The organism is Vibrio sp. 1731 (assembly GCF_033339955.1).
GTDB classification, from domain to species: domain Bacteria; phylum Pseudomonadota; class Gammaproteobacteria; order Enterobacterales; family Vibrionaceae; genus Vibrio; species Vibrio alginolyticus.
In genome coordinates, this window is sequence record NZ_JAWOVO010000004.1 from 67,289 (window position 1) to 90,544 (window position 23,256).

Annotated in this window: 20 protein-coding genes; 9 read left to right on the top strand and 11 right to left on the bottom strand. The window is 45.2% G+C overall.

Annotated elements, in window-relative coordinates:
• The first annotated feature begins 53 nt into the window (after positions 1-53).
• Genes R7035_RS06415 through folA form a run of 3 tightly spaced genes read left to right on the top strand, consistent with a single transcriptional unit; the run spans position 54 to position 1,816 of the window.
• On the top strand, positions 54-854 hold the full coding sequence (locus R7035_RS06415; RefSeq protein ID WP_318146023.1) for a threonine/serine exporter family protein: 801 nt from the start codon (positions 54-56) through the stop codon (positions 852-854).
• Entirely contained in the window at positions 854-1,327 is a 474-nt protein-coding gene (locus R7035_RS06420) for a threonine/serine exporter family protein (protein ID WP_005379665.1), read from the top strand. Before R7035_RS06415 ends, R7035_RS06420 begins: the two co-directional genes overlap by 1 nt.
• Before the next feature lie 9 nt (positions 1,328-1,336).
• Positions 1,337-1,816, top strand: a complete 480-nt coding sequence (folA, locus tag R7035_RS06425) for a type 3 dihydrofolate reductase (protein WP_005379666.1) — start codon at positions 1,337-1,339, stop codon at positions 1,814-1,816.
• 269 nt (positions 1,817-2,085) lie between these two features.
• Here folA and apaH read toward each other — a convergent pair whose 3' ends face one another.
• From apaH to lptD, 6 genes are all read right to left on the bottom strand, one after another.
• The gene (gene apaH, locus R7035_RS06430) at positions 2,086-2,892 is read right to left on the bottom strand and encodes a bis(5'-nucleosyl)-tetraphosphatase (symmetrical) ApaH (RefSeq protein ID WP_047101938.1); all 807 of its coding nucleotides are present in this window, start codon (positions 2,890-2,892) and stop codon (positions 2,086-2,088) included.
• 15 nt (positions 2,893-2,907) lie between these two features.
• Positions 2,908-3,288: a Co2+/Mg2+ efflux protein ApaG gene (gene apaG / locus R7035_RS06435; protein ID WP_005379668.1), complete on the bottom strand. Its 381-nt coding sequence runs from the start codon at positions 3,286-3,288 to the stop codon at positions 2,908-2,910.
• A 75-nt stretch (positions 3,289-3,363) separates the two neighbouring features.
• A complete protein-coding gene (rsmA, locus tag R7035_RS06440) occupies positions 3,364-4,173 on the bottom strand; it encodes a 16S rRNA (adenine(1518)-N(6)/adenine(1519)-N(6))-dimethyltransferase RsmA (protein ID WP_005379669.1) in 810 nt (269 codons plus the stop codon).
• Complete coding sequence (gene pdxA / locus R7035_RS06445) at positions 4,170-5,168, bottom strand: 4-hydroxythreonine-4-phosphate dehydrogenase PdxA (RefSeq protein ID WP_005383085.1); 999 nt, start codon at positions 5,166-5,168, stop codon at positions 4,170-4,172. Before pdxA ends, rsmA begins: the two co-directional genes overlap by 4 nt.
• Positions 5,158-6,441, bottom strand: coding sequence for a peptidylprolyl isomerase SurA (surA, locus tag R7035_RS06450; protein ID WP_005379672.1), 1,284 nt, complete (start codon positions 6,439-6,441; stop codon positions 5,158-5,160). Before surA ends, pdxA begins: the two co-directional genes overlap by 11 nt.
• 59 nt (positions 6,442-6,500) lie before the next feature.
• On the bottom strand, positions 6,501-8,846 hold the full coding sequence (lptD, locus tag R7035_RS06455) for an LPS assembly protein LptD (protein ID WP_318146024.1): 2,346 nt from the start codon (positions 8,844-8,846) through the stop codon (positions 6,501-6,503).
• Positions 8,847-9,112: 266 nt separating this feature from the next.
• Here lptD and djlA point away from each other — a divergent pair, with 266 nt between their 5' ends.
• Positions 9,113-9,967: a co-chaperone DjlA gene (gene djlA / locus R7035_RS06460; protein WP_017820270.1), complete on the top strand. Its 855-nt coding sequence runs from the start codon at positions 9,113-9,115 to the stop codon at positions 9,965-9,967.
• Positions 9,968-10,109: 142 nt separating this feature from the next.
• Here djlA and R7035_RS06465 read toward each other — a convergent pair whose 3' ends face one another.
• From R7035_RS06465 to leuA, 5 genes are all read right to left on the bottom strand, one after another.
• Positions 10,110-10,892, bottom strand: coding sequence for a DUF547 domain-containing protein (locus R7035_RS06465; protein ID WP_017820269.1), 783 nt, complete (start codon positions 10,890-10,892; stop codon positions 10,110-10,112).
• Positions 10,893-11,227: 335 nt separating this feature from the next.
• Entirely contained in the window at positions 11,228-11,830 is a 603-nt protein-coding gene (gene leuD, locus R7035_RS06470) for a 3-isopropylmalate dehydratase small subunit (RefSeq protein ID WP_005383071.1), read from the bottom strand.
• 11 nt (positions 11,831-11,841) lie between these two features.
• Positions 11,842-13,242, bottom strand: a complete 1,401-nt coding sequence (gene leuC / locus R7035_RS06475) for a 3-isopropylmalate dehydratase large subunit (RefSeq protein WP_318146025.1) — start codon at positions 13,240-13,242, stop codon at positions 11,842-11,844.
• A gap of 194 nt (positions 13,243-13,436) precedes the next feature.
• Positions 13,437-14,528, bottom strand: coding sequence for a 3-isopropylmalate dehydrogenase (gene leuB / locus R7035_RS06480; RefSeq protein ID WP_318146026.1), 1,092 nt, complete (start codon positions 14,526-14,528; stop codon positions 13,437-13,439).
• A gap of 82 nt (positions 14,529-14,610) precedes the next feature.
• A complete protein-coding gene (leuA, locus tag R7035_RS06485; RefSeq protein ID WP_005379685.1) occupies positions 14,611-16,158 on the bottom strand; it encodes a 2-isopropylmalate synthase in 1,548 nt (515 codons plus the stop codon).
• Between the two features lie 519 nt (positions 16,159-16,677).
• On the opposite strand from leuA, the gene R7035_RS06490 reads away from it, so the two are divergent.
• From R7035_RS06490 to R7035_RS06510, 5 genes are all read left to right on the top strand, one after another.
• Complete coding sequence (locus tag R7035_RS06490) at positions 16,678-17,475, top strand: SH3 domain-containing protein (protein WP_238970177.1); 798 nt, start codon at positions 16,678-16,680, stop codon at positions 17,473-17,475.
• A 152-nt stretch (positions 17,476-17,627) separates the two neighbouring features.
• A complete protein-coding gene (locus tag R7035_RS06495; protein WP_005379690.1) occupies positions 17,628-18,176 on the top strand; it encodes a phosphatase PAP2 family protein in 549 nt (182 codons plus the stop codon).
• 3 nt (positions 18,177-18,179) lie between these two features.
• Positions 18,180-19,226, top strand: coding sequence for an MJ1255/VC2487 family glycosyltransferase (locus tag R7035_RS06500; protein ID WP_005379691.1), 1,047 nt, complete (start codon positions 18,180-18,182; stop codon positions 19,224-19,226).
• Positions 19,227-19,779: 553 nt separating this feature from the next.
• A complete protein-coding gene (calR, locus tag R7035_RS06505; RefSeq protein WP_005379693.1) occupies positions 19,780-20,739 on the top strand; it encodes a LysR family transcriptional regulator CalR in 960 nt (319 codons plus the stop codon).
• Between the two features lie 293 nt (positions 20,740-21,032).
• Positions 21,033-22,841 carry a long-chain fatty acid--CoA ligase gene (locus tag R7035_RS06510; protein WP_318146027.1) on the top strand — a complete coding sequence of 603 codons (1,809 nt, stop codon included), beginning with the start codon at positions 21,033-21,035 and terminating at the stop codon, positions 22,839-22,841.
• The last annotated feature ends 415 nt before the right edge of the window (positions 22,842-23,256 follow it).

Below are 23,256 nucleotides of genomic sequence, written 5' to 3' on the forward strand. Positions count from 1 at the left end.
TTGGCCCTCGCGCGTATGAATGAGTAACACCCTAAAAGGAATTAGACTTATTTATGACTCTAGAAACCATACCGCCTAGAGAGTTGGCGGTATCTACTCAACGATCGATTTCTCGTCTTGTCGCCCAAGCCGGACAAATGCTACTTGCTCATGGTGCTGAAAGTACTCTTGTGAGCGAGATTATGCGTCGTATTGGCCTTGCTTGTGGGGTGAATGAAGTTGCGGTAGCACTATCAGCTAATGCATTGGTTGTGACGACGGTAATGGATGGGCATTGCATCACCACCACCCGAAGCTGCGCTGATCGTGGCATCAATATGCGCGTTATTACGCAAATTCAACGAATCTGTATCATGATGGAACGTGGTTTGCTCGATTCAACCATGGCGCAGAAAAAGCTGAACGCTATCAGTCCAGAGCGTTATAACCGCTGGTTGGTGGTGTTTATGATTGGCTTGTCTTGTGCGGCATTCAGTCATCTAGCTGGTGGTGATTGGGGAGTATTCATTATGACCTTTTTAGCTTCAGCTGGTGGCATGATCGTTCGCCAAGAAATTGGTCATCGTCATTTCAACCCTCTATTGAACTTTGCTGCGACCGCTTTTGTGACCACCTTAATTTCAGCACAGGCGGAAATTTACCAAATCGGTAATCTACCTACCGTAGCAATGGCATCGTCAGTATTAATGCTTGTACCTGGTTTCCCACTCATTAACTCTGTCGCAGATATGTTGAAAGGCCACATTAATATGGGGATTGCTCGATTTGTGATGGCTAGTTTACTAACGTTGGCGACATGTTTGGGGATCGTTGCTGCGATGAGTGTAACTGGAATTTGGGGGTGGGCTATCTAATGAGTTTATTTGATTTGATGTTTGGCCTTTTGAATGACATGTTTTTTGCGGCGATTCCCGCTGTAGGATTTGCATTGGTTTTTAACGTACCACAAAGAGCTTTAGTGTATTGCGCTGTTGGTGGCGCGATTGGTCATGGTAGCCGCTACTTGATGATGCAGTTTGGCATTCCTATTGAGTGGGCAACCTTTTTTGCTGCGACGTTAGTTGGGATGATTGGTGTGTACTGGTCTCACCGTTTTCTCGCGCATCCAAAAGTGTTTACTGTGGCTGCTTTGATCCCGATGGTGCCGGGTGTGTTTGCGTACAAAGCAATGATCGCTATGGTAGAAATCAATCATGTTGGCTACTCACCCGAGCTTGTCGCAACCTGTATGGAAAACTTTCTTAAGGCCATGTTTATTATTGCAGGTTTAGCTGTTGGTCTTGCGGTTCCAGGGCTGTTATTCTATCGCCGCAGACCAATTGTATAAGGACCTAACATGATCATTAGTATGATTGCCGCTATGGCCGACAATCGCATCATTGGCAAAGACAATCAAATGCCTTGGCATCTTCCCGCCGATTTCGCTTGGTTTAAGCGTTGTACCATGGGAAAACCGGTTGTGATGGGACGCAAAACCTATGAGTCTATTGGTCGCCCTTTACCAGGTCGCTTGAATATTGTTATTAGCCGTGATGAGACACTAAAGATCGAAGGCGTTACTACCGTAACATCGATTGAGCAGGCTCTGGAAGTCGCAGGTGATGTGGAAGAAGTGATGATCATTGGTGGTGGTGCGATTTACACCACTTGTCTGCCTATGGCCAATAAACTGTATGTAACACACATTGAAGCGGCCATTGATGGTGATACTCAGTTCCCAGATTGGGGAGACGAGTTTAAGGAAACTTACTCAGAAATGTATCAAGCCGATGAGAAGAACGCCTACAACATGCGCTTTACTGTGTTAGAAAAGTAATTCGAGATTAACACCGCGTAGTTAATACGGTAATGCCGTTCGTGTAACAGCGAGCGGCCATCCCAACCTACTGTCATCCTGAAAAGCGACGAAAGAGCGAGATTCAGGAGCCTCTATACGAGTACCTTGTTGTCAAAGGTATTTCTATCTATTCGCAGCGCGAGGATATTAGATTCCTAGTCTCGTTAAGGCTCGTTGGAATGACCCTACAGGAGGTGTTAAGTGACAAGTATTCTTCCTACTATGGATTATCGACTGTTATTCAGTGTTTAACTTAACGCATCCTGAGTAAAAATTTTCTTATCTTCCCAACGGATCATGGTTAGGCTTCCGCCCCAAACGCAGCCAGTATCTAGCCCGATGACTTCGTTGTTCATATAGCCTTGTAGTGCAGCCCAGTGCCCAAAGAGCACCGCTTTATTTAAGTGAATACGTTTAGGCACATCAAACCATGGAATAAGTTCGTTACCGGAAACTTGTTGCGGTGGCAATTTACAATCCATATCCAAACGACCATCAGGGAAACAAAAGCGCATCCGCGTAAAAGCATTGATAATATAGCGGTATCGGTCCAAACCCTGTAGAGAGTCATCCCAGGAATCCGGTTGATTGCTGTACATGTTTTTTAATAGCCAAGGCAGCTCTTCACTTTGGATGATGCGCTCAACTTCACGGGCACACTTTCTCGCTGTTTTTAGATTCCACTGCGGTGATATGCCAGCGTGACACATCACGAACTCGTCATGCTCGGCCAATAGAGGTTGCTGAGCTAGCCATGTCAGTAATTCCTCTTTGTCGGGGGCCGTGAAAATAGGTGCGGTTTTATCTTTGTCTTTGACCTTTTTTATCCCGTGAGCCACAGCGAGAAGATGGAGGTCGTGATTACCAAGCACCACGATTGCGCTTGCGCCAAGTGACTTCACAAAGCGTAACGTTTCTAGTGATTTAGGCCCTCTGGCGACCAAATCACCAGCAAGCCAAAGTTGGTCTTTTTTCGCAGAGAAAGATACTTTTTCTAGTAGTCGCTGCAATTCATCAAAACAGCCTTGGATGTCACCAACAATATAGGTAGCCACTGAATCTCCAATTTACTAATTTAAAACATTTGGAACAGCCAAGCGAAATGGTTCAATTTCGGTGATGAACTCTTGCCCTTTCTCATCCAGCATTTTGTAGTGTCCTTGCATAACGCCGACAGGGGTTTCTAACGCGGTTCCGCTACTGTACGTGTATTCATCATTGCTTGGAATAAAGGGCTGCTGGCCTACCACTCCGTCACCTTCAACCGTCATTTGCTTGCCGTTCGAGTCTGTGATTAGCCAGCGGCGGCTCACTAACTGTACGGTTTGTTGGCTAAGGTTTTTGATGGTGATGATATAAGCGAAAACGTAGCGTTGTAGCTCTGGGTTGGACTGTTCTTCGATGTATTTGGTGTGAACTTGAATTTTGATGCAAGGTTGAATGACGTCCATGTGCACTCCTCAGAAACGTAATATCCCAATAATAATAAGCCAAACCTACAAGGGTTTGGCTTATTGTTTGAGTTCTTAGTGCTGCGGGTTATCCGCAAGCCAGTTCGCCATTGCGACGAATTGTTCTAGCGTCAGGTTCTCTGGACGCATGCTTGGATTAACACCTAGCTCTTCTAGTACTTCTGTGCTTAACAACGATTTGTAGCAGTTACGAACTGTTTTACGACGTTGGTTAAAGCCTTCACGACAAACGCGATCGAGCAAACGCAGATCTTTCGCCGGGCATGGCAGCTCTTCGTAAGGCACTAAACGAACAACGGCAGAATCCACTTTCGGTGGTGGAACGAATGCCGTTGGCGGTACTTCCAGTACCGGTACCACTTTACAGTAGTACTGAGCCATTACCGTTAAACGGCCGTAAGCTTTGCTGCCAGGGCCGGCGGCTAAGCGGTTTACCACTTCTTTTTGCAGCATAAAGTGCATGTCTTGAATGTCTTTATGGAACTCAAAAAGGTGGAACATCAATGGTGTAGAGATGTTGTATGGTAAGTTACCAAAAATGCGCAGCTTGTTGTTTGGCTTCACTAGTTGAGTGAAGTCAAAACGCATAGCGTCACCCTCATGGATGGTCAACTTATCTGCCAGTTCAGGGTGAGTACGTAGGCGTTCCGCCAGATCGCGGTCTAATTCGATAACTGTGAACTTATCCACTTCACGACCTACTGGCTCAGTGATTGCACCAAGACCAGGACCGATTTCAACCAGGTTTTGACCTGGTTTTGGGTTAATCGCTGATACGATTCCATCAATAATGTATGGATCGTTCAGGAAGTTTTGACCAAAACGTTTACGCGCTTTGTGCCCTAAATGGACATCATTTCTCATTGTTTCTTCTCTACCAAATCTATCGCATGCGTGAGCGCTGTTCGGAAACTCCCTGTATCCGCTTGACCTGTCCCTGCCAGATCTAATGCAGTACCGTGGTCCACCGATGTTCTAATAAAAGGTAGACCAAGAGTAATATTTACTGAACGACCAAAGCCTTTGTATTTTAATACTGGCAATACTTGATCATGGTACATGCCTAAAACAGCATCAGCATCATTTAAATATTTTTCATTGAAAATGGTATCAGCCGGCAGAGGGCCGATCAGGTTGATACCTTTTTCTTGTCGAATTTTTTCCAGTGTCGGAGTGATGGTCTCGATCTCTTCACGACCTAAGCAGCCATCTTCGCCAGCATGAGGGTTAAGCCCGCAAACGTAGATGTTTGGTTGTGCGATAGCAAACTTTTCTACAAGGTCTTTATGAAGAATATCGATGATTTTTTCTAATCGCTCTTCGGTGACAGCTTTGGACACATAAGCTAAAGGAATATGTGTTGTAACCAGCGCCACGCGTAGTCCTTCCGTTGCTAGCATCATTACGACTAGCGGCGTTTGTGACTTCTCGGCGAAAAATTCAGTATGACCACTGAATGCAACACCTGCGCGATTAATCACCCCCTTATGAACAGGGCCGGTGACAATAGCATCAAATTCATCATTCATACAGCCTAAAGCTGCTCTTTCTAGCGTTTTTAGTACATAGTGGCCATTCGCTTCATTGAGCTCGCCTGCGACCGCAGGTTCCGATATTTGGATATGGTCAACGATAAGCGTGCCCGCTTTTTGTGCTTTAGGTGCTTCTTCTGGATTGTAATCAGACAGTTGGACTTCGATGCCAAGCTGCTTGGCTCGCTCCGTCAGCATATTCTTATCGGCACAGACGACAATTTGGTGCGCCCAATCTTCTTTCGATAGGGCAAGCACTAAGTCTGGGCCGATACCCGCAGGTTCCCCTGCGGTTACGACAATTCTACGAATTGTATTAGTTGTCATTGTTGTCATCCACGATTTCAACAAACGCACTTGCGCGTAGCTCTTGCATCCATGCGCCCGCTTCTTCATTAAATTTACGGTTAAATAGAATACGGTAAGCTTTGTTCTTCATCGCTGAGTCAGTACGGTCCACTTGGCGACGATCCAACACTTCAACGATATGCCAGCCGTGAACGGTTTTGAACGGTTCGCTGATTGAGCCAACTGGCAGAGTTTCTACTTGGTGCTTGAATTCTGGCACGTAAAGATCTGGTGTTTGATAACCTAGTTCACCGTCTTGTGCTGCCGAGCCAGGATCTTGACTGTATTGTGTTGCCAATTGAGCGAACGTTGCTTCACCGGCTTTGATGCGGCGTACAAATTCATTCAGTTGCTTCTTCGCCCCTTCGTCGCTCAGAATCACTGTTGGTTTAATCAAAATATGACGCGCATTTACTTCCGTTACCGCAACCGTTTCTAGGCCTTTTACATCCTCTATTTTTAGGATGTGGAAACCAACGCCACTACGGAATGGACCAATAATGCTGCCTTTGTTTTGCATCTTGATCTGATCAGCAAAGATGGTTGGCATCTCTTCTTTACGCATCCATCCCCAATCACCACCCTGTAAAGCTTTAGGACCTTTTGAGTAGGTGTAGGCCATCTCCGTAAAGTCTGCACCTTCGTTTAGCTTTTTCGCGAGCGCTTTAGCTTCTGCTTCTACAGCTGACTTTTCTTTATCGTCAGAGAAGCGCAGTTGAATGTGTCCAATTTTGTATTGAACAGTCGCATTGGTTTCTTGTGATAGTTGCTCAGCAAGGCTATCGACCTCTGCTGGAAGGATATTAATACGGCGACGAACCAGTGCATTGCGAGCTTCTGATGCGGCGATTTCCTTACGAATTTGTTCGCGGAATTCTGGGTAACTTAAACCTTCACTTTCTACAGAAGCAGCGAGTTGTTCTACCGATTGCTCATTATTACGTGCGATCTCTGCAATCGCTTGGTTTAAACGGTTGTCGTCAATACGCACACCAATACGGTCTGCTTCTTGGCCTTGCAACGTATCAATGATAAGTTTTTCAACGACTTGTTCTTTTAACACGCTGGTAGAAGGTAAGCTCTTTCCACTTTGACGAGCGTTGGCTTGCAGCGTTTTCATCGCTGTTTCGATGTCGCTTTGTAGAACTACACCGTCATTCACGATGACCGCAACCTTATCGATCTCTACTGGTGCTGCAACCGCTCCGCAAGAGAGTAGGGTCGTGAATAAGATTGATTTCCAAATTTTCATTTAAAATTCCGTCAGTATTTTTGAATAGGCGTCTTATTCATTTAAGACGCCTATTTTGATTAATTGTTCAGATAGAATGGGCGGCCGTACTTAATCGCGTTGTCAGAACCATCCAGTTCTTTGACAGCAGTGTCTTCACGCTGGTTAGTCGCAAAGCCTTGAATACCGAAGTTAACGCTGAAGTTATTTTCGTATTCAGGTGATGCCCCGGTGCTGCCGATAGCTTGGTCTTCCCAACCAAGCAATTGGTTTGAGTAAGTGACGCCAATGTACCAACAGTCAGATTGGTAACGTAGGCTCGCTAACCATTCTAGGTCCGCATTTTCATTGAGGTCGTAGTAGTATTGACCACTCGCAGACCAGTTCGGGTTGAACTCGTAGGCCGCTACAATACCTGCTTGAGAAATACCTTTACGAGTAATTGTGTCTAGGTTTTCGAGAATGATCGTATCTTCGATGTATTCACGCGTAACGTAGCGATAGTTACCCTGAATAAAGCCGCCGTTGAATTGGTATTCCAAGGTACTGTTTGCCAACTGCATGGAGCTCAAATCAATATCGTATTGAATTCCACCGTGATAGAACAAGTAATCGTTGTAGTTGAAATCAGCTTCAATCGCCCATGATGAGTAATTGGTTGTCTCATCCGGAAGATTTGGGCTGTTGCTCAGTTTGGTCTTTTTATCGAAGTAGTAAATCTGACCAAATGAAACGTTAAGACGCTCTTTATAGTCATCATCAAAGAAGCGAGTACTCGCACCGTAGCTTAACTGGTTCGCCGAGGCGATTTTATCAATGCCACTGTACTTACGACTGCGGAATAGCCCGTAGTAGTCGGTTTGTAGCAAGGTGGTATCGTAGTTGTAGATGTTGGTTTGATCTTCTTCAGGTACGTACAAGTACTGCAGCTGAGGCTCCAGTGTTTGTGTGTAGCCCTTGATCCAGCTTGTATCTCGCTCTAAGTAAAGTTGCGCATGCGTACGGAACTCAGGAATAACACGAGAAACTTCATCATCCAACTGGTTTTGCAAGTTTACATCAGTCAAACCCGTTAAGTCTTGAGAGTAATACGTAGAGAGCACACGCGCTTCTGTTGTCCACGTTGCCCATGAGTTTGAGAGTGGCAATGTAAGCCCTGGTTCAATGTGAAGACGGGTCGCATTTGGTCGCGCAGCATCGCTGGTATCGAAGCGGCTGATTTGGCTCTTCACGTCAAAGTTAAGGTAGTCTCCCCACAATGGCGTGTAGTAGTTCAAGTCTAACTGAGGAAGCAGGCGATAAGGGCGGTTCTCTTCTTTCAATAAGATTTGGAAGTCACGAACGGTTAACGAGGCATCCCAGAAGTCAGAACGATATTGTACTTGTCCTTCTTGAACCAGTTGACCATCTTCACGGTTACCAATGTCGGAGTCGAGATCGAGGAAGTAATCAATATCACTCACTTTTGAGTAATCGACTTTGACTATCCACTGTTTATTGATGATACCGTCGTGTTTAACTTGGTAGCCCCAACGAGACTCGTCCTGATATTTGCGATCACTATTGAGGTATTCGCCTTTGATTTCTCCATTTCCCCAACCATCTGTTAGGTAGCGGAAGTCAGTATCGAGTTTTGTACCACGTTGCTGCATATAGAGCGTGGTGAGTGTCATGTCATATTGAGGCGCGATGTTCCAATAGAATGGCACCTCGACTTCCATACCATCACTAGAACCGTACGATAAAGAAGGGAAGAGGAAACCCGTTTTACGCGTATCTCCAATTGGCATGGTTAGATACGGCACATAGAAAACAGGCACATCTAACACTTCAAATCGAGGATGGTGCAGCGTCGCTGTCTCTTCATCTTGGTCAACATCGATGCCTGACGCAACCAATCGCCATGAATTATCGCCTTGAGGGCACGATGTGATAGAGCCATCTTCGAGTTCATAAACCGACTGACCTGTGCGAGCGATATAGGCTGCAGTGCCTCGGCCTTGTTGGCAAAGGAACTGATAATCGGTGTTCTCAAGTGAAAACGTATCTTGATTAATGTCGTTAGTAACACGATCAGATCGAGCTTTGACTTGGCCGTCATTGAAAGTCACGTTGCCTTCGGCAACCACGACGTTGTCTTGTTGGTGCAGCGTTACGCTATCTGCGGTAATTTTCTTCTGGCCTTGGGTGACTTGTACATTACCTGAGTACTGAGCTTTGTCACCATTGATGGCTTGCAGGGTGTCAGCTTCTACCACTACTGGGGTATTAAGAGCGTCCTCCTCGCCACTTGTATCGACCAAACATTGATCTGTGGCGGGCATTTCCTGCACACTATCATGGATATTCGCTTCAGCTTGAGTGGTGGGTACAAACAAGGCGGTGCTGATAGAGGCCGCTAAAAATGTGCGGGAGAAATGTTGCATTGAATTGAACTTTCCTGTGTCACTACTACTCGATGGCTATAGGGCTTGTTGTACCCTAGCGTAATAGCCAAATGAATCAACTATAGTCGCATTTATCCCAGCGTATTGATTCACTGTGGCATAATGACGACAAAATAGCTGCAAAGATAAGCAGGCGAAATGGCCTAGCCGAAATAAAACTAATTCCATTATCATAAAGGAAATCGTTGCATCCGGCACTATAAGACCGCCGTCGTCGATAAAAATTCATTGATAGAGAACACATAATGCATATTTTTGGCAAAATTCTGGGTGCCTTTTTTGGCTTGTTACTTGGCGGGCCGCTAGGTTTACTCTTTGGCTTATTTATTGGCCATCAATTCGATAAAGCACGTCGCTTGAGTCAAGCCGGGTTCTCTACTGGCGGCTTTGGAAAAGGGCCAAGTCAAGCTCAGCGCCAAGAAGAGTTTTTTAAAGCGGCGTTTGCGGTAATGGGACATGTGGCAAAAGCGAAAGGCCAAGTCACCAAAGAGGAAATCCAACTGGCTTCAGCCATGATGGACCGCATGAATTTGCATGGCGAACAGCGTCGCGCAGCGCAAGACGCGTTTCGTGAAGGTAAAGACAGCGACTTTCCGTTAGAAGATGTTCTTGTTCGTGTGAAAATTTCGACAGCTGGTCGCTTTGACTTGTTGCAATTTTTCTTAGAGCTGCAAATCTCGGCGGCCTTTGCAGATGGCTCGATCCACCCGAGTGAACGAAATGTACTACACAAGATTGCACGTGGTTTGGGTTTCTCTTCTGAGCAATTAGAGCGTCGTTTGCAAATGCAAGAAGCCGCATTTCGTTTCCAAAGCCAGGGCGGTTTTCATGGTCAGCATCAAGGCCAATCTTCAGGTGGTAGCTGGCAACAAGCTTCACAAGCGGATCAGTTGGCCGACGCGTACAAAATTCTGGATGTGTCTTCAGATGCAGACAGTAAAACCGTTAAGCGTACTTATCGTAAACTGATGAACGAGCATCACCCGGACAAATTGATGGCTAAAGGTTTACCACCAGAGATGATGAACGTCGCGAAAGAGAAATCTCAAGAGATTCAAAACGCTTACGATCTTATTAAGAAGGTTAAAGGCTTTAAGTAGTCGGACGTTTTCTATCAAACATTTGGATGTAAAAAAGGGCACTCAGTGCCCTTTTTTTTCATGTCTTAGTCTTTGAGTTGCCGGTGTCTTTAGCTTTTGGCCTATTATGTCCCTAATGCTAATTGACCTCACATCCCCCAGTTTAGTTGGCTTGATTCAAGTCCCAATCGTATTCGTATTTCACTTTGCCAGAGAAGTTTTTGTATTGCGGTGCGTACTTTGCGATGTGTTTGAAGATTTGTTTTTCTCCACCAAAGTCCGTTGCAAACCAATCATAAATAGAAGACAGCTGTGCCGTGTTACCTTGGATAGATACGCCTTTGCTGCTGTTGATAAATGTTTTGGCGGCACTATCCAGTAGAGCTTGCGTGTTGCCAGCAGTGAATGCTTGAGATTGCAGATTAGGGCATCCTAGGCTGGCACAGTTAACCGCGTAATGCGTTCTTGGGTCATTCCAAATTGGACGCAAAATTCGATGTTCAATATCGTTTAAAGTTAGATCCTTCCCATTGACCACGACCACATCGTCTCCCCAAGGACCAAAGCTAAATAAACCACCTAGCTTGGTGATTGATTCGACTGGATAGTTATCCAAAATAAGATCTACCGTGATGGCGTTGTAAAGGTTTACCCAATAGGCATATTGCTCTGCTTGGTTGTATTGTAGAGGGTCTAGTTTTGCCAAACGCTGGATGTATTGTTTCAGCTTAGTTTTATCGACAGAGGAGACTTGGCTATAACGAAACAAGGTATTCTCGCCTTGTTCAACTAAATAAGTATCGAGCAGTTGTTGCCATTCTTGATGAGAAATTTGGGTTTGGTTGGCTTGATTCGATTGTTTCCAATATGGCCATAAGTCGGATTTAGGCGCGGACAATGTCGAGAAAGAAACCAGAGCACACAACAGCAATAACAGACGCTTCATAGAGATACCTTTGAATGAGATATTGTTGATAGTGTAGACCAGTTTAGTGCTTGTTTTCTTTCAGTAATCAGTGGCCTTTATTCGCTGTCATTCCGAGGAGCATAAGCGATATCAGGAATCTAATATCCACAAACTCTTGAGTAAAGACAGTATGAATCTGTACAGTGCGCTCTGGTAGTCGATCCTGAATCACGCTCCTTCGTCGCTGTTCAGGATGACGAATTTCAACAGAGGCGTTCGGCATTCCGTAAGCAAAGCGATATGAGATCAGTCACCCAAAACAAATCAAGGGCCGACAATTGCCAGCCCTTGATTTGTGTATTTACTAACGCGTCTTAACGCAAGAAGCTTGGAATATTCGCTTCGTACTCAGCAATCTTATCTTCGTGTTGAAGGGTTAGGCCAATGTTGTCCAAACCGTTTAGCAAGCAATGACGACGGAACGAATCGATTTCAAAACCATATTCTTTGCCGTTGGCACGAACGACATTCGCTTCTAGGTCGACCTCGACTTCTGCACCTTCATTTGCCTCAACAAACTGGAAGATTTCATCCACTTCTTGTTCAGTCAAACGAACTGGCACCATTTGGTTGTTGATCGAGTTGCCGTAAAAAATATCGGCAAAGCTTGGTGCGATCATCGCTTTGATGCCGTAATCCGCTAGTGCCCACGGTGCGTGCTCACGAGATGAGCCACAGCCGAAGTTTTCACGAGCCAGCAAGATAGACGCGCCTTGGTAGCGAGGTGCGTTCATCACGAACTCTGGATTTGGCTGTTCGCCAGCATCGTCTAGGAAGCGCCAGTCATGGAATAGGTGCTTACCAAACCCTAGGCGGGAGACCTTTTGTAGGAACTGCTTTGGAATGATGGCATCAGTATCAACGTTCGCTGCATCTAGAGGAACAACTAAGCCTGTGTGTTGTTTAAAGCCTGACATTGGTTTGCTCCTTAGTCTAGTTCACGAATATCTACAAAGTGACCAGCAATTGCTGCTGCCGCTGCCATCGCAGGGCTCACTAGGTGGGTACGGCCATCACGACCTTGGCGGCCTTCAAAGTTACGGTTTGAAGTAGACGCACAACGTTCATGTGGGCCCAAACGGTCATTGTTCATTGCTAGACACATCGAGCAACCTGGTAGGCGCCACTCAAAGCCCGCTTCTTTAAAGATAACGTCCAAGCCTTCCGCTTCTACTTGCGCTTTTACTTGCTCAGAGCCAGGAACGATTAGCGCTTGAACGTGAGGCGCGACTTTGCGACCTTTCGCTACTTCAGCGGCTGCGCGCATGTCTTCGATACGTGAGTTAGTACAAGAACCAACGAAGACTTTATCAACGTTGTAATCAGACAATGACTTGCCTGCCTCTAGGCCCATGTAAGCCAATGCTTTTTCTGCCGATGCCTTTTCTACTGGGTCGGCAAAGCTTTCTGGTGCTGGGATCGGCTGGTCTACTGCGATAACTTGGCCTGGGTTAGTACCCCAAGTGACTTGTGGTTTAATGTCTGCAGCGTTTAGCGTCACAACCGCATCAAATTGAGCATCATCGTCCGTTTTTAATGTCTTCCAGTATTCTACTGCTGCATCAAAGTCGGCACCTTGAGGTGAGAATTTACGGCCTTTGATGTATTCGAACGTGGTTTCATCTGGCGCAATCAAACCGGCTTTCGCACCTAGCTCTATCGCCATGTTACATACGGTCATGCGGCCTTCCATTGAAAGGTCAGTGATCGCTTCACCACAGAATTCAACTACGTAGCCTGTACCGCCTGCTGCTGTCGTTTCACCGATGATTGCTAGCACGATATCTTTCGCCGTGATACCCGGAGCCACTTTGCCTTTTACTTCGATCTTCATCGTTTTGGCGCGCGCTTGTTTTAGCGTTTGAGTTGCTAATACGTGCTCAACTTCTGATGTACCAATACCAAAAGCGAGAGAGCCGAATGCACCGTGTGTAGCCGTGTGCGAGTCACCACAAACAATGGTCATGCCCGGTAGGGTAATACCAAGCTCTGGGCCCATAACATGCACAATACCTTGGTATTTATGGTTGATGTCGTAAAGCGTAACGCCAAACTCTTCACAGTTTTTCGATAGCGTTTCCATCTGGATACGAGCCATCTCACCCGATGCGTTGATGTCTTTGGTGGTTGTCGAAACGTTGTGGTCCATGGTGGCAAAAGTTTTGCTGACCTGACGCACTTTACGACCTTTTTCACGCAAGCCGTCAAATGCTTGCGGAGACGTCACTTCGTGTACCAAGTGACGGTCGATGTACAAGATTGGGTTTTCCCCTTCTGCTGCGACGGCAACGTGTGCGTCGTAGACTTTTTCGTATAATGTTTTGCCCATTGTTTGCTTCCTTTCCTCATCGCCGTTGCCGCAATAACTGCGTTAGCGACACCCGTTTATCCAGTTATTTAGCTTATTTAGCGAACTAAACGCCTTAATATAAATGGGCTTGCTGCCTTGCTATTGCACCAATGACTTAGAGGAAAGCCATTGGTTGACCGAGGATTTAGTATTTATTATGAATCTGTTTTGTATTAAGAGTTTAAGACGTACTCAGCGATCTTATCGCCCATCTCAGACGTCGAAAGTGCTGGGTTGTCACCAGCAAGGTCACCCGTTAGTTCTCCCGCTGATAGCGCTTTTGAAACTGCCGTTTCGATGTCTTGTGCCGCCGTTTCCTCACCTAGGCTATAACGTAGCATCAGTGCCGCAGACAGGATTTGTGCCACAGGGTTAGCGATGTTCTTACCTGCGATATCTGGTGCACTGCCACCTGCTGGCTCGTACAGACCGAATTTGCTTTCGTTTAGACTTGCTGATGGCAACATACCCATAGAGCCTGTGATCATCGCACATTCATCAGAAATGATGTCGCCGAAGATGTTTGAACACAGCATTACGTCGAACTGAGCAGGGTCTTTGATAAGCTGCATAGTCGCGTTATCAATGTACATGTGTGACAACTCGACATCTGGGTAGTCTTTTGCGATTTCTTCGACTACTTCACGCCATAAGATAGAGCTTTGTAGAACGTTCGCTTTGTCGATAGAGCACACTTTCTTGCGACGTAGACGAGCAGAGTCAAAAGCGATTTTTGCAATACGTTCGATCTCAAAGCGGTGGTACACCTCAGTATCAAATGCTTTTTCTGTTGCGCCTTCACCTTCACGACCTTTCGGTTGGCCGAAGTAGATACCACCCGTCAGTTCACGGACTACCACGATGTCAAAGCCGCGACCCGAGATGTCTGCACGTAGCGGTGAGAAAGCTTCAAGACCTGAGTGAATTTGCGCTGGACGTAAGTTACAGAACAGTTGGAAGTGTTTGCGTAGTGGAAGTAGGGCACCACGTTCAGGTTGGTCGTTTGGTGGTAAGTGCTCCCACTTAGGGCCGCCAACCGAGCCGAATAGGACTGCATCAGACTCTTCACATGCTTTCATTGTGCTCTCTGGAAGTGGGCAACCGTGGTTGTCGATCGCGATACCACCGACATCATGCTCGTCACGCTCAAACGCAATACCATGTTTCTTTTCGATTGCATCCAATACTTTATGTGCCTGCGCCATTACTTCCGGGCCAATGCCGTCACCGGGTAGGACGGCAATTTTGTACGATTTGTCTGTCATGTTAATCCTTTAAGTTTTCTAATTTTGAGCTTAATTAATTCAACGAGCGTGTTCTTTCCTGAGCCGTGTAGCCCGGTTGTTATTACACAGTCGCAATCTTTTTCTGCTTCATTTCTTCGATTTTATCTGCACGATGAATGCTGTTAATAACGTGCAATAATGCTTGGCCGGAAGCCTCAACGATGTCGGTGGAAACACCCGTACCGTGGTATTTGCGACCTTTGTAGTTGGCAATGATGTCTGCTTGACCCAAACCATCTTCACCTTCACCTTTCGCGGTTAGGTCGAATTTATCCAGAACGATGTCGTAGCCTGTCACGCGGTAGATACATTGGTATAGCGCATCAACTGGGCCATTACCGACCGCTGCTTCACACATTTCTTCATCACCGCATTGCATTTTGATGCTGGTGGTAGCCATTACGCTGCCAGACTGCACGCTTAGGTAGCTCAATTTGTAGAAGTCATCTTCTTCACGCAAGTTCGAGAAGTGCATTAGGGCTTCTAGGTCGTAATCGAACACTTGGCCTTTGCGATCAGCAAGTTTCAAGAAATCCGCATACAGCGCGTCTAGGTTGTACTCGTCTTCGTTGTAACCCATGGTATCCATATGGCTCTTCACGGCAGCGCGACCGCTGCGGCTGGTTAGGTTCAGAGCTTGGTTTTTTAGGCCAATAGACTCAGGGGTCATGATTTCGTAGGTATTCTTATTCTTCAACATGCCATCTTGGTGGATGCCTGAAGAGTGGCTAAACGCATTTGCACCCACAATTGCTTTGTTGCTTTGAATAGGCATATTGCATAGCTGGCTAACCAACTTACTGGTGCGGTGAATTTCATCATGCTTAATGCCAGTGTGAACGCCCAAAAACTCTTGACGAGTCTTGATGATCATTGCGATCTCTTCAAGTGAACAGTTACCCGCTCGCTCTCCAATGCCATTGATCGTGCCTTCTATCTGACGTGCGCCAGCTTGAACGGCGGCAATAGAGTTGGCAACTGACATCCCCAAATCGTCGTGACAGTGAACGGAGATGATCGCTTTATCAATGTTCGGAACGCGGTTAAATAGGGTTTCAATAATCCCACCAAACTCACTTGGTACGGTGTAGCCAACGGTATCTGGAATGTTGATTGTACTCGCACCTGCATTGATGGCGGCTTCTACCATGCGACATAGGTTGTCGATTGGAGTACGACCAGCATCTTCACAAGAAAACTCGACATCATCAGTGTAGTTACGTGCATGTTTAACGGCGTTGACTGCCATTTCTAGTACATCGTCGTAGCTGCGGCGTAGTTTGTCTTCTACGTGAATGGTGGAAGTGGCTAAAAACGTGTGGATACGGAATTGGTCAGCCACTTTTAAGGCTTCAGCGGCAGCATCAATGTCTTTCGCAACGGCACGCGAAAGGGCACAAACTCGACTGTTTTTTATGTTTTTTGCGATGGTTTGTACAGACTCGAAATCACCTGGTGAAGAGATTGGGAAGCCAGCTTCGATAACATCAACGCCGAGTCTTTCCAGCGCATAGGCAATCTGCAGTTTTTCTTTAACCGTCAAGCTTGCTGACAACGCTTGCTCGCCATCACGCAATGTGGTGTCGAATATAATGACCTGATCGTTCATGTTTGCTTCCTTCCTGATTTCTGCACTTTCGCGCAAGTGAATCGTTTACTTCCAGTATTTAGATATAAAAAAACCCGCATTCTCATGCGGGTTCTTAGAAATTGGTGTGGTTATTTTTCTTCCACAGCCTACCCGCGCGAACTGGTCACGATCAGGAGGAGGCTAAGCAGGATAGAAAAATGAGCTGACATAGTTGTTAAGCTTTCCACATAATTAAGTTAACAAATTAGTACCGCACTCCATGAAGCGCGTCAACCCTAAAGTCGATTTTTTATTCATATCGGATGAGTCTTTTCGTTTGCTTGAGAAAAATGATGCACTAAGTGAAACGGCATGATGCGATAGAAACGTGCTAGAAGAAGTAAGTTCTCATCAAGTTTGCGACGTTTCATTACCAAAACAAGCATCGGGATTGCGACTTGTCACACAAAGGTCCGAATTGTTTGGCAAAAGTTTTGAATGACCATTTATAGTAGTGCAGTTGCACTAGGTAAAAGAAATATAAGGGTTAGGGAAAGAATGAGGTTAACAAAACAATTTGGACGTTCAGCCATAGTATTTACTCTGGTCAGCTTGTCGGGTTGTCAGCTGTTTCAATCGCAGACCTATGTGGAAGTGGCTTCCCCCGTTGTTATGAATAATCACTCACAGAGCGTCATGGTCATCAATGATCAAATGGATCGATTTTTGAGTTATGAAGGACGCGAATCGTTCTTGAATCAGATGCTTGTTGCCCTTGAGTCTGACAGCCGAAATAAGTTTAAAGGTAAAGATCCGGAAACGTATTCTTGGTGGAAGATCCGTGTCCAGCCTAGTGAGAAACAGCAAGCGGAAGTTTTCCGACCAACCACTGAAGGTGTCGATACCTCAAACCCAGTAGAGTTTATGGATGTCTCTTACCGCTCTAAGACCACATTAAACCTACGCTCCAAACCGAGTCTTGAAGGGGCAAAGCTTGGCGTATTATCGAAAGGGGAAGTCTTTAATGTGCTAGCAAAAGTGGTTGATCAACCTTGGTTTCTCGTTGAACAGAAAGGAGTGATAAAAGGTTATGTCCATAAGGATTATGCGCGCAGCAATGTGATAAATCGTGACATTTTATCTACTCAGCCTAACCCTCTACTAGAGCCTAACTCGAGTAAAACGGAGCAAACGAGTATAGAGCATGAACTGTCGGGAAACTATACTTGCCGCTCACTGAGCTATGAGCTTACAAAAGATGGCGACATGACGACGGGCTCTTTGCGCGCCTGCCGCAAGAAGAGAAAAGTCTGGTATATAGACACCCCTCAACCGCAACCATCAAACCCTTCTTAATGTTCTATTTTTATGGTTATGCCCAATAGATAAATCGTTGGGCACACCTTAATTTGGCCTTTGTCATTAATTGTCCAAACTCCCGTCATGCTGTTGTCACCTAAACCTCCTACTTTTCACACAAAGGCGTTGTCAAAGTAAGGAAAGGTCACATGCGAACCATAGAGACAATTACACAGCCAATTGCAACCATTGCTAAGTTTGATTTAGCGCTCTCTAGTGTTTGTCTTAAGCACCGTTTTAATCAACAAGTCGCCAATATCAGTAAAGGAGTTTCCCACAGTGGTGACGGGCATCTTTACTTGGTGTTGGGGTTATTAGCTTGGTATTTAGATAAGGAGCAAGGAGTCTGGTTTTTACTGGCGGGTTTACTTGCTTTTGCTATCGAGCTACCAATTTATTGGACGCTGAAAAATAGTTTTAAGCGTCGTCGCCCTGAAGAGCTTAGTGCACTCCTTCCTGCTTTTATTACCCCCTCTGATCGCTACAGTCTTCCTTCAGGACACACTGCCGCTGCGTTTGTCATGGCGACGCTGATTGACCATTTCTATCCGAGCCTAGGCGTTGCTGCATTCTTTTGGGCAAGTTTAATCGGAACCGCGCGAATCTTATTGGGTGTGCACTTTTTTACCGATGTCATCATTGGTGCACTGCTTGGCAGTCTTTGTGGTGGATTAGCGATTGCGATGTTAGGAGGCTAATTGATGAAAATCTTGTACGGTGTTCAAGGGACAGGAAACGGACATATTGCACGCGCAAGGGCGATGAGTCATGCGTTTAAAGAGCACGATGTTGAGGTCGACTTTTTGTTTTCTGGGCGAGCGCCGGAAAAATACTTTTCAATGGAAGCATTTGGCGATTACCAGACTCGCCGAGGCTTCACCTTTATTACCGAAAAAGGCTCTGTAAACTACGCGAAAACAGCATTGAATAACAATTTGGTGCAGTTTTTCAAAGAAGTTAAGCAACTCGATCTGTCGTCCTACGATCTTATCATTAATGATTTCGAACCTGTGACTGCGTGGGCAGCGAGACAACAAAATAAGCCTTCTATTGGTATCAGCCACCAAAATGCTTTCCGTTATCCGGTGCCACTAAAGGGAGCAAGTTGGTTAGATAAATCCGTCATTGAATACTTTGCGCCTTCTCAACATCACCTTGGTTTGCATTGGCATCATTTTGATCAACCTTTGTTACCACCGATAGTGCATACCGTCGATAGCCAAGCAGAAAACGACGACTTCGTGTTGGTGTATTTACCGTTCGAATCGATTGAAGATATCTCAGACTTATTGTTCCACTTTAATCAACAAGCGTTTATCTGTTATCACCCGGATGTGATCGAATGTGAGCAGGTAGAAAACATAGAACTGCGCCCTTTATGCCACAGCAACTTCCAGCATCATTTGCATCGCTGTAGTGGTGTCATTGCTAATGGTGGGTTTGAGCTTCCTTCAGAAGCCTTGTCTTTGGGGAAAAAATTGTTACTAAAGCCACTCGCGGGTCAATTCGAGCAGCAGAGCAATGTTGCGACCTTAGAAGATTTAGGGCTTGCGATGTCGATGGAGAGCTTAGACATTTCCGCAGTACGCCAGTGGCTAAAGGAGCAACAAGCCGAAAGTGTGAAATACCCAGATGTTGCTCAGGCTATTGTTCATTGGGTACTGCAAGGTGCATGGGATTCAAAAGCAGAGTTATCCAGACAACTGTGGGAGCAGGTTGATTTTCCAAGTTACGTGTCGAACATTTAAGTACGTTGTTCAGTACACTGTTCCTTCCATTTTTGACACGATTTTGTTGCAGCCTTTCTGTTTAGAAGGCTGCATTTTTATTCTTCCTCTCTCATTTCTATTCAGTGTGTATTTGCTGATAATTTGACTGATAAGTGCAAAATTCAATCAGAGATATAGCTGTCATCTGTTGTTCTTATTCCAACTAATAACTGAGCTAAATGCATGCTTGTGTTGACCGCCTGTCCTATCAATTTGCTAAATACGTCCTCAAAGAATGCATTTTTACGTGTTTTATAGTTTTTTATGTTTTTATCAAGTCTTTGTTATTTAATAAATAAATACCTAATTGGCTAAAATTTACTGATTAAATATCAATCTAGTTGCGAAACCACAATCGATTAGTTGATAGTACAGTTCGAGTCGGAAGTATCCGGACGATAAATATAATAAAAAGTTAGGTTATCTATTCGTAAAATGATTCGAATCCAGCCGCCGTCTTTTGTGCGAGATGGGATTCTATTCGTTATGAATTTAATGAACAAAGTTGACGATTACAAAAGAGGCGCACTCAATGTTAGAGAAGAAAGACGCGATGAGCGCAATTGCTAGCTACCGTATGGAAAGCACTTTGCGTGGTGTAGATTTAAACCTACTGACTGTATTTGATGCTGTAATGCAAGAGCAAAATATTACTCGTGCAGCACATAACCTAGGCATGTCTCAACCGGCGGTAAGTAACGCCGTGGCACGCTTAAAAGTGATGTTTAACGACGAGCTATTCATGCGCCAAGGCCGTGGTATTCAGCCTACGCAACGAGCACGTCAACTGTTTGGTCCTATTCGCCAAGCACTGCAGCTGATTCGCAATGAACTTCCTAGCTCCGTATTCCAGCCAGAATCTTCGACTCGCTTATTCAAGCTTGCGATTTGCAGCCCTTGCGACATGCGTTTTGCTCCGAAGATCATGGCAAAAGTGAATCAACAAGCACCAAACGTTCAGCTTCACCTAGATGCAGAATTTGACCGTTTGTTGTCTGAGCGTATGCGCTACCAAGAAATTGATTTCGTGATCGACTACGCTCGTTTTGATGAGCAAGGTTTCTCAAGTACTGAAATCTTCAAAGATGAATTAGTGGTTATCGCATCAAAAACACACCCACGCATTCAAGGTGGTGTGACGGCTGAGCAACTGCTTAACGAAAAGCATGCGAAGTTATCGAAAGTGCATGGCCAACGTAGTTTCTCAGAGCAAGCGTACCGTGAACTGGATTGCCAAGCGGCGTATGAAGGTTCTAGTTTAAGCAACCTACTATACGTGGTGGGTCAATCTGAGCTTGTGACTATTGCACCACGTTGGATGGCGGAAAATGCGGTAAACAGCGATCAACTGCAAATTCTTGATTTCCCATTTGCGAACAAAGAAATCAGCGGATTCTTAAGCTGGCATGAATCAAGTGAAAAAGATAAAGGCCACATTTGGCTACGCGATCAACTGATGATCACTTGTGGTGAAGTCGTTGCCGCAAAATAAGATGACGTTTGGTCTTCTCGATTAGACCATATTGGTAATCGTCAATTGTTACAATTCATTGGTCCCCGAGCGATTTTTGTCTCTCGGGGCTTTTTGTTTTCGTAATAAACAATCTAAACAGTAAGTTAAATAGAGTAATCATTCAGCAATTTGAGGTACGTTCGCGACGTATAAGTGATAGTTGTCTCTTATTAGTGATAAGTTTGATACTGGTCAGTTGCGTTTTAGCAAGCCGTGAGTACACTTGTTCGCTCAATTAGCTTACGCCTGTAAGCCAAAAGGTAAGTAAAAGAATGGCCAAGTTAGATTTTCATATCGTTAAACGTATTCGTGAACAAATTGCGAACGGTGGTACACGCGTTGCACTCAAGCATAAAGTGGGTGAGGAGTGGCAAGGTATTACGTGGACGCAATTTGGTCAGCAAGTTGATGCTTTATCACTTGCACTTTTGGCTCAGGGATTAGGAGTCCAAGATAAGATCGGCATTTTCTCGAACAACATGCCGCAATGGACGATCGCTGATATCGCAGCACTGCAATTACGCAGCGTGACAGTACCTATTTACCCAACCAATACTGCCGCCCAGTCGGCGTACATCATTAACAATGCAGACGTCAAAGTTCTGTTTGTTGGTGAACAGCCTCAATTTGATGCAGCAGTGAGCATTTTCGACCAGTGCGAACAGTTAGAGCTCATTGTTGCGATGTCTGATGATATAGAACTTGGCGATCATGATTTCGTTATCTCTTGGCAAGCATTTGTTGCCAAAGGCGACGCTACATATCAAGTTGAATTGGACGCGCGTTTAGATCAGGCAAAAGAAGATGATCTACTCACGCTGATCTACACCTCGGGTACAACAGGCCAGCCAAAAGGCGTTATGTTGGACTACGCAAACATTGCGGCGCAATTGGAAGGGCACGATCAGCGCTTGAGCCTTTCTCAAAGTGACGTGTCATTATGTTTCCTTCCGTTATCACACGTATTTGAGCGCGCTTGGACCTTTTATGTATTGTACAAAGGGGCGACCAACTGCTATTTGCAAGACACCATGCAAGTACGTGATGCACTGAGCCAGGTGCGACCTACCGTGATGTGTGCCGTACCGCGTTTCTATGAGAAGATCTTCTCTGCGATTCATGAGAAAGTGTCTCGCGCGCCGATTCATCGTAAGATCATGTTTACTTGGGCAGTCAACATGGGCGCAAAAATGGCCGCTTGTCATCAAGAAAAACGTCAGCCATCGCTCTTGCTGCGTAAGTCATACGCTTTGGCGGATAAGTTGGTTCTGAGCAAACTGCGTGCGCTACTTGGCGGGCAAATCAACTTTATGCCTTGTGGCGGTGCAAAGTTGGATGAAACCATCGGTCGATTCTTCCATGCGATTGGTATCAACGTTAAGTTGGGCTACGGCATGACTGAAACCACGGCGACAGTATCGTGTTGGGATGATAAATGTTTTAACCCCGACTCTATTGGTATGTCGATGCCTGGCGCACAGGTTAAGATTGGCGAAAACAACGAGATTCTGGTTCGTGGTCCAATGGTGATGCGTGGCTATTACAAAATGCCAGAAGAGACGGAAAAGACCTTTGATGAGCACGGTTTCCTAAAAACGGGCGACGCTGGTTACATTGATGAAAATGGCAACTTGTTCATCACCGACCGTATCAAAGAGTTGATGAAAACTTCAGGTGGTAAATACATCGCTCCACAAATGATTGAAGGTGCGATTGGTAAAGACCACTTCATCGAGCAAATCGCAGTCATTGCGGATACTCGTAAGTTTGTTTCTGCGCTTATCGTGCCTTGTTATGACTCGCTAGAAGAGTACGCGAAAGAGCTGAATATCAAATATCACGATCGCGTTGAGTTGATTAAGCACCACCAGGTGGTCGAAATGCTTGAGAAGCGTGTGAACGATCTTCAAAAAGAGTTGGCAAAGTTTGAACAAGTAAAGAAGTTTAAACTGTTACCAAGAGCTTTCTCTATGGATGATGGTGAGTTAACGCCAACTCAAAAACTTCGTCGTAAAGTCATCAATGACAAATACCAAGATGAAATTGAAGAAATGTATAAGGAAAAGGCGGATAAAAAGTAACTTAAGCTGACTTAGATTTTATATTGATGAAAAAATCCCCAGTGATGTGATCGCGCATTGCTGGGGATTTTTGTTTGTATTGATTTTTTCTGTTCTGCTCGTCAAATAACGCTATTTCGCCCTCTGTAGCTAAAAGCTTATGAAATAATGTTCTTTTTTTGAGCGTTAAGTTTCTAGGTTGTACTGTGAAATAGGAGATGTGTGGCTGCTATTCCTACTAACATTCTAATTACTAGTATCTTGTTTAAAAAGTAGACCAATCTCTCATTAGACCCTTTGATAATAAAACGTTACATTTGTTGGGTAACCTTGCGGGATGTTATGACGAACGCAAGACATAGCCGAAAACGTGGAAGTATTTCGATTAGGCTACGAATAAGACCTAGACTATGTAAAACCAGACCAATCCGTTGAC

What these genes read in the sequence shown, in the direction of transcription:
- R7035_RS06415 (WP_318146023.1), top strand. Translation starts at nt 54, where the DNA reads ATGACTCTAGAAACCATACCGCCTAGAGAGTTGGCGGTATCTACTCAA.
- R7035_RS06420 (WP_005379665.1), top strand. Translation starts at nt 854, where the DNA reads ATGAGTTTATTTGATTTGATGTTTGGCCTTTTGAATGACATGTTTTTT.
- folA (WP_005379666.1), top strand. Translation starts at nt 1,337, where the DNA reads ATGATCATTAGTATGATTGCCGCTATGGCCGACAATCGCATCATTGGC.
- apaG (WP_005379668.1), bottom strand. Translation starts at nt 3,288, where the DNA reads ATGGACGTCATTCAACCTTGCATCAAAATTCAAGTTCACACCAAATAC.
- rsmA (WP_005379669.1), bottom strand. Translation starts at nt 4,173, where the DNA reads ATGAGAAATGATGTCCATTTAGGGCACAAAGCGCGTAAACGTTTTGGT.
- pdxA (WP_005383085.1), bottom strand. Translation starts at nt 5,168, where the DNA reads ATGACAACTAATACAATTCGTAGAATTGTCGTAACCGCAGGGGAACCT.
- surA (WP_005379672.1), bottom strand. Translation starts at nt 6,441, where the DNA reads ATGAAAATTTGGAAATCAATCTTATTCACGACCCTACTCTCTTGCGGA.
- lptD (WP_318146024.1), bottom strand. Translation starts at nt 8,846, where the DNA reads ATGCAACATTTCTCCCGCACATTTTTAGCGGCCTCTATCAGCACCGCC.
- djlA (WP_017820270.1), top strand. Translation starts at nt 9,113, where the DNA reads ATGCATATTTTTGGCAAAATTCTGGGTGCCTTTTTTGGCTTGTTACTT.
- R7035_RS06465 (WP_017820269.1), bottom strand. Translation starts at nt 10,892, where the DNA reads ATGAAGCGTCTGTTATTGCTGTTGTGTGCTCTGGTTTCTTTCTCGACA.
- leuD (WP_005383071.1), bottom strand. Translation starts at nt 11,830, where the DNA reads ATGTCAGGCTTTAAACAACACACAGGCTTAGTTGTTCCTCTAGATGCA.
- leuC (WP_318146025.1), bottom strand. Translation starts at nt 13,242, where the DNA reads ATGGGCAAAACATTATACGAAAAAGTCTACGACGCACACGTTGCCGTC.
- leuB (WP_318146026.1), bottom strand. Translation starts at nt 14,528, where the DNA reads ATGACAGACAAATCGTACAAAATTGCCGTCCTACCCGGTGACGGCATT.
- leuA (WP_005379685.1), bottom strand. Translation starts at nt 16,158, where the DNA reads ATGAACGATCAGGTCATTATATTCGACACCACATTGCGTGATGGCGAG.
- R7035_RS06490 (WP_238970177.1), top strand. Translation starts at nt 16,678, where the DNA reads ATGAGGTTAACAAAACAATTTGGACGTTCAGCCATAGTATTTACTCTG.
- R7035_RS06495 (WP_005379690.1), top strand. Translation starts at nt 17,628, where the DNA reads ATGCGAACCATAGAGACAATTACACAGCCAATTGCAACCATTGCTAAG.
- R7035_RS06500 (WP_005379691.1), top strand. Translation starts at nt 18,180, where the DNA reads ATGAAAATCTTGTACGGTGTTCAAGGGACAGGAAACGGACATATTGCA.
- calR (WP_005379693.1), top strand. Translation starts at nt 19,780, where the DNA reads ATGTTAGAGAAGAAAGACGCGATGAGCGCAATTGCTAGCTACCGTATG.
- R7035_RS06510 (WP_318146027.1), top strand. Translation starts at nt 21,033, where the DNA reads ATGGCCAAGTTAGATTTTCATATCGTTAAACGTATTCGTGAACAAATT.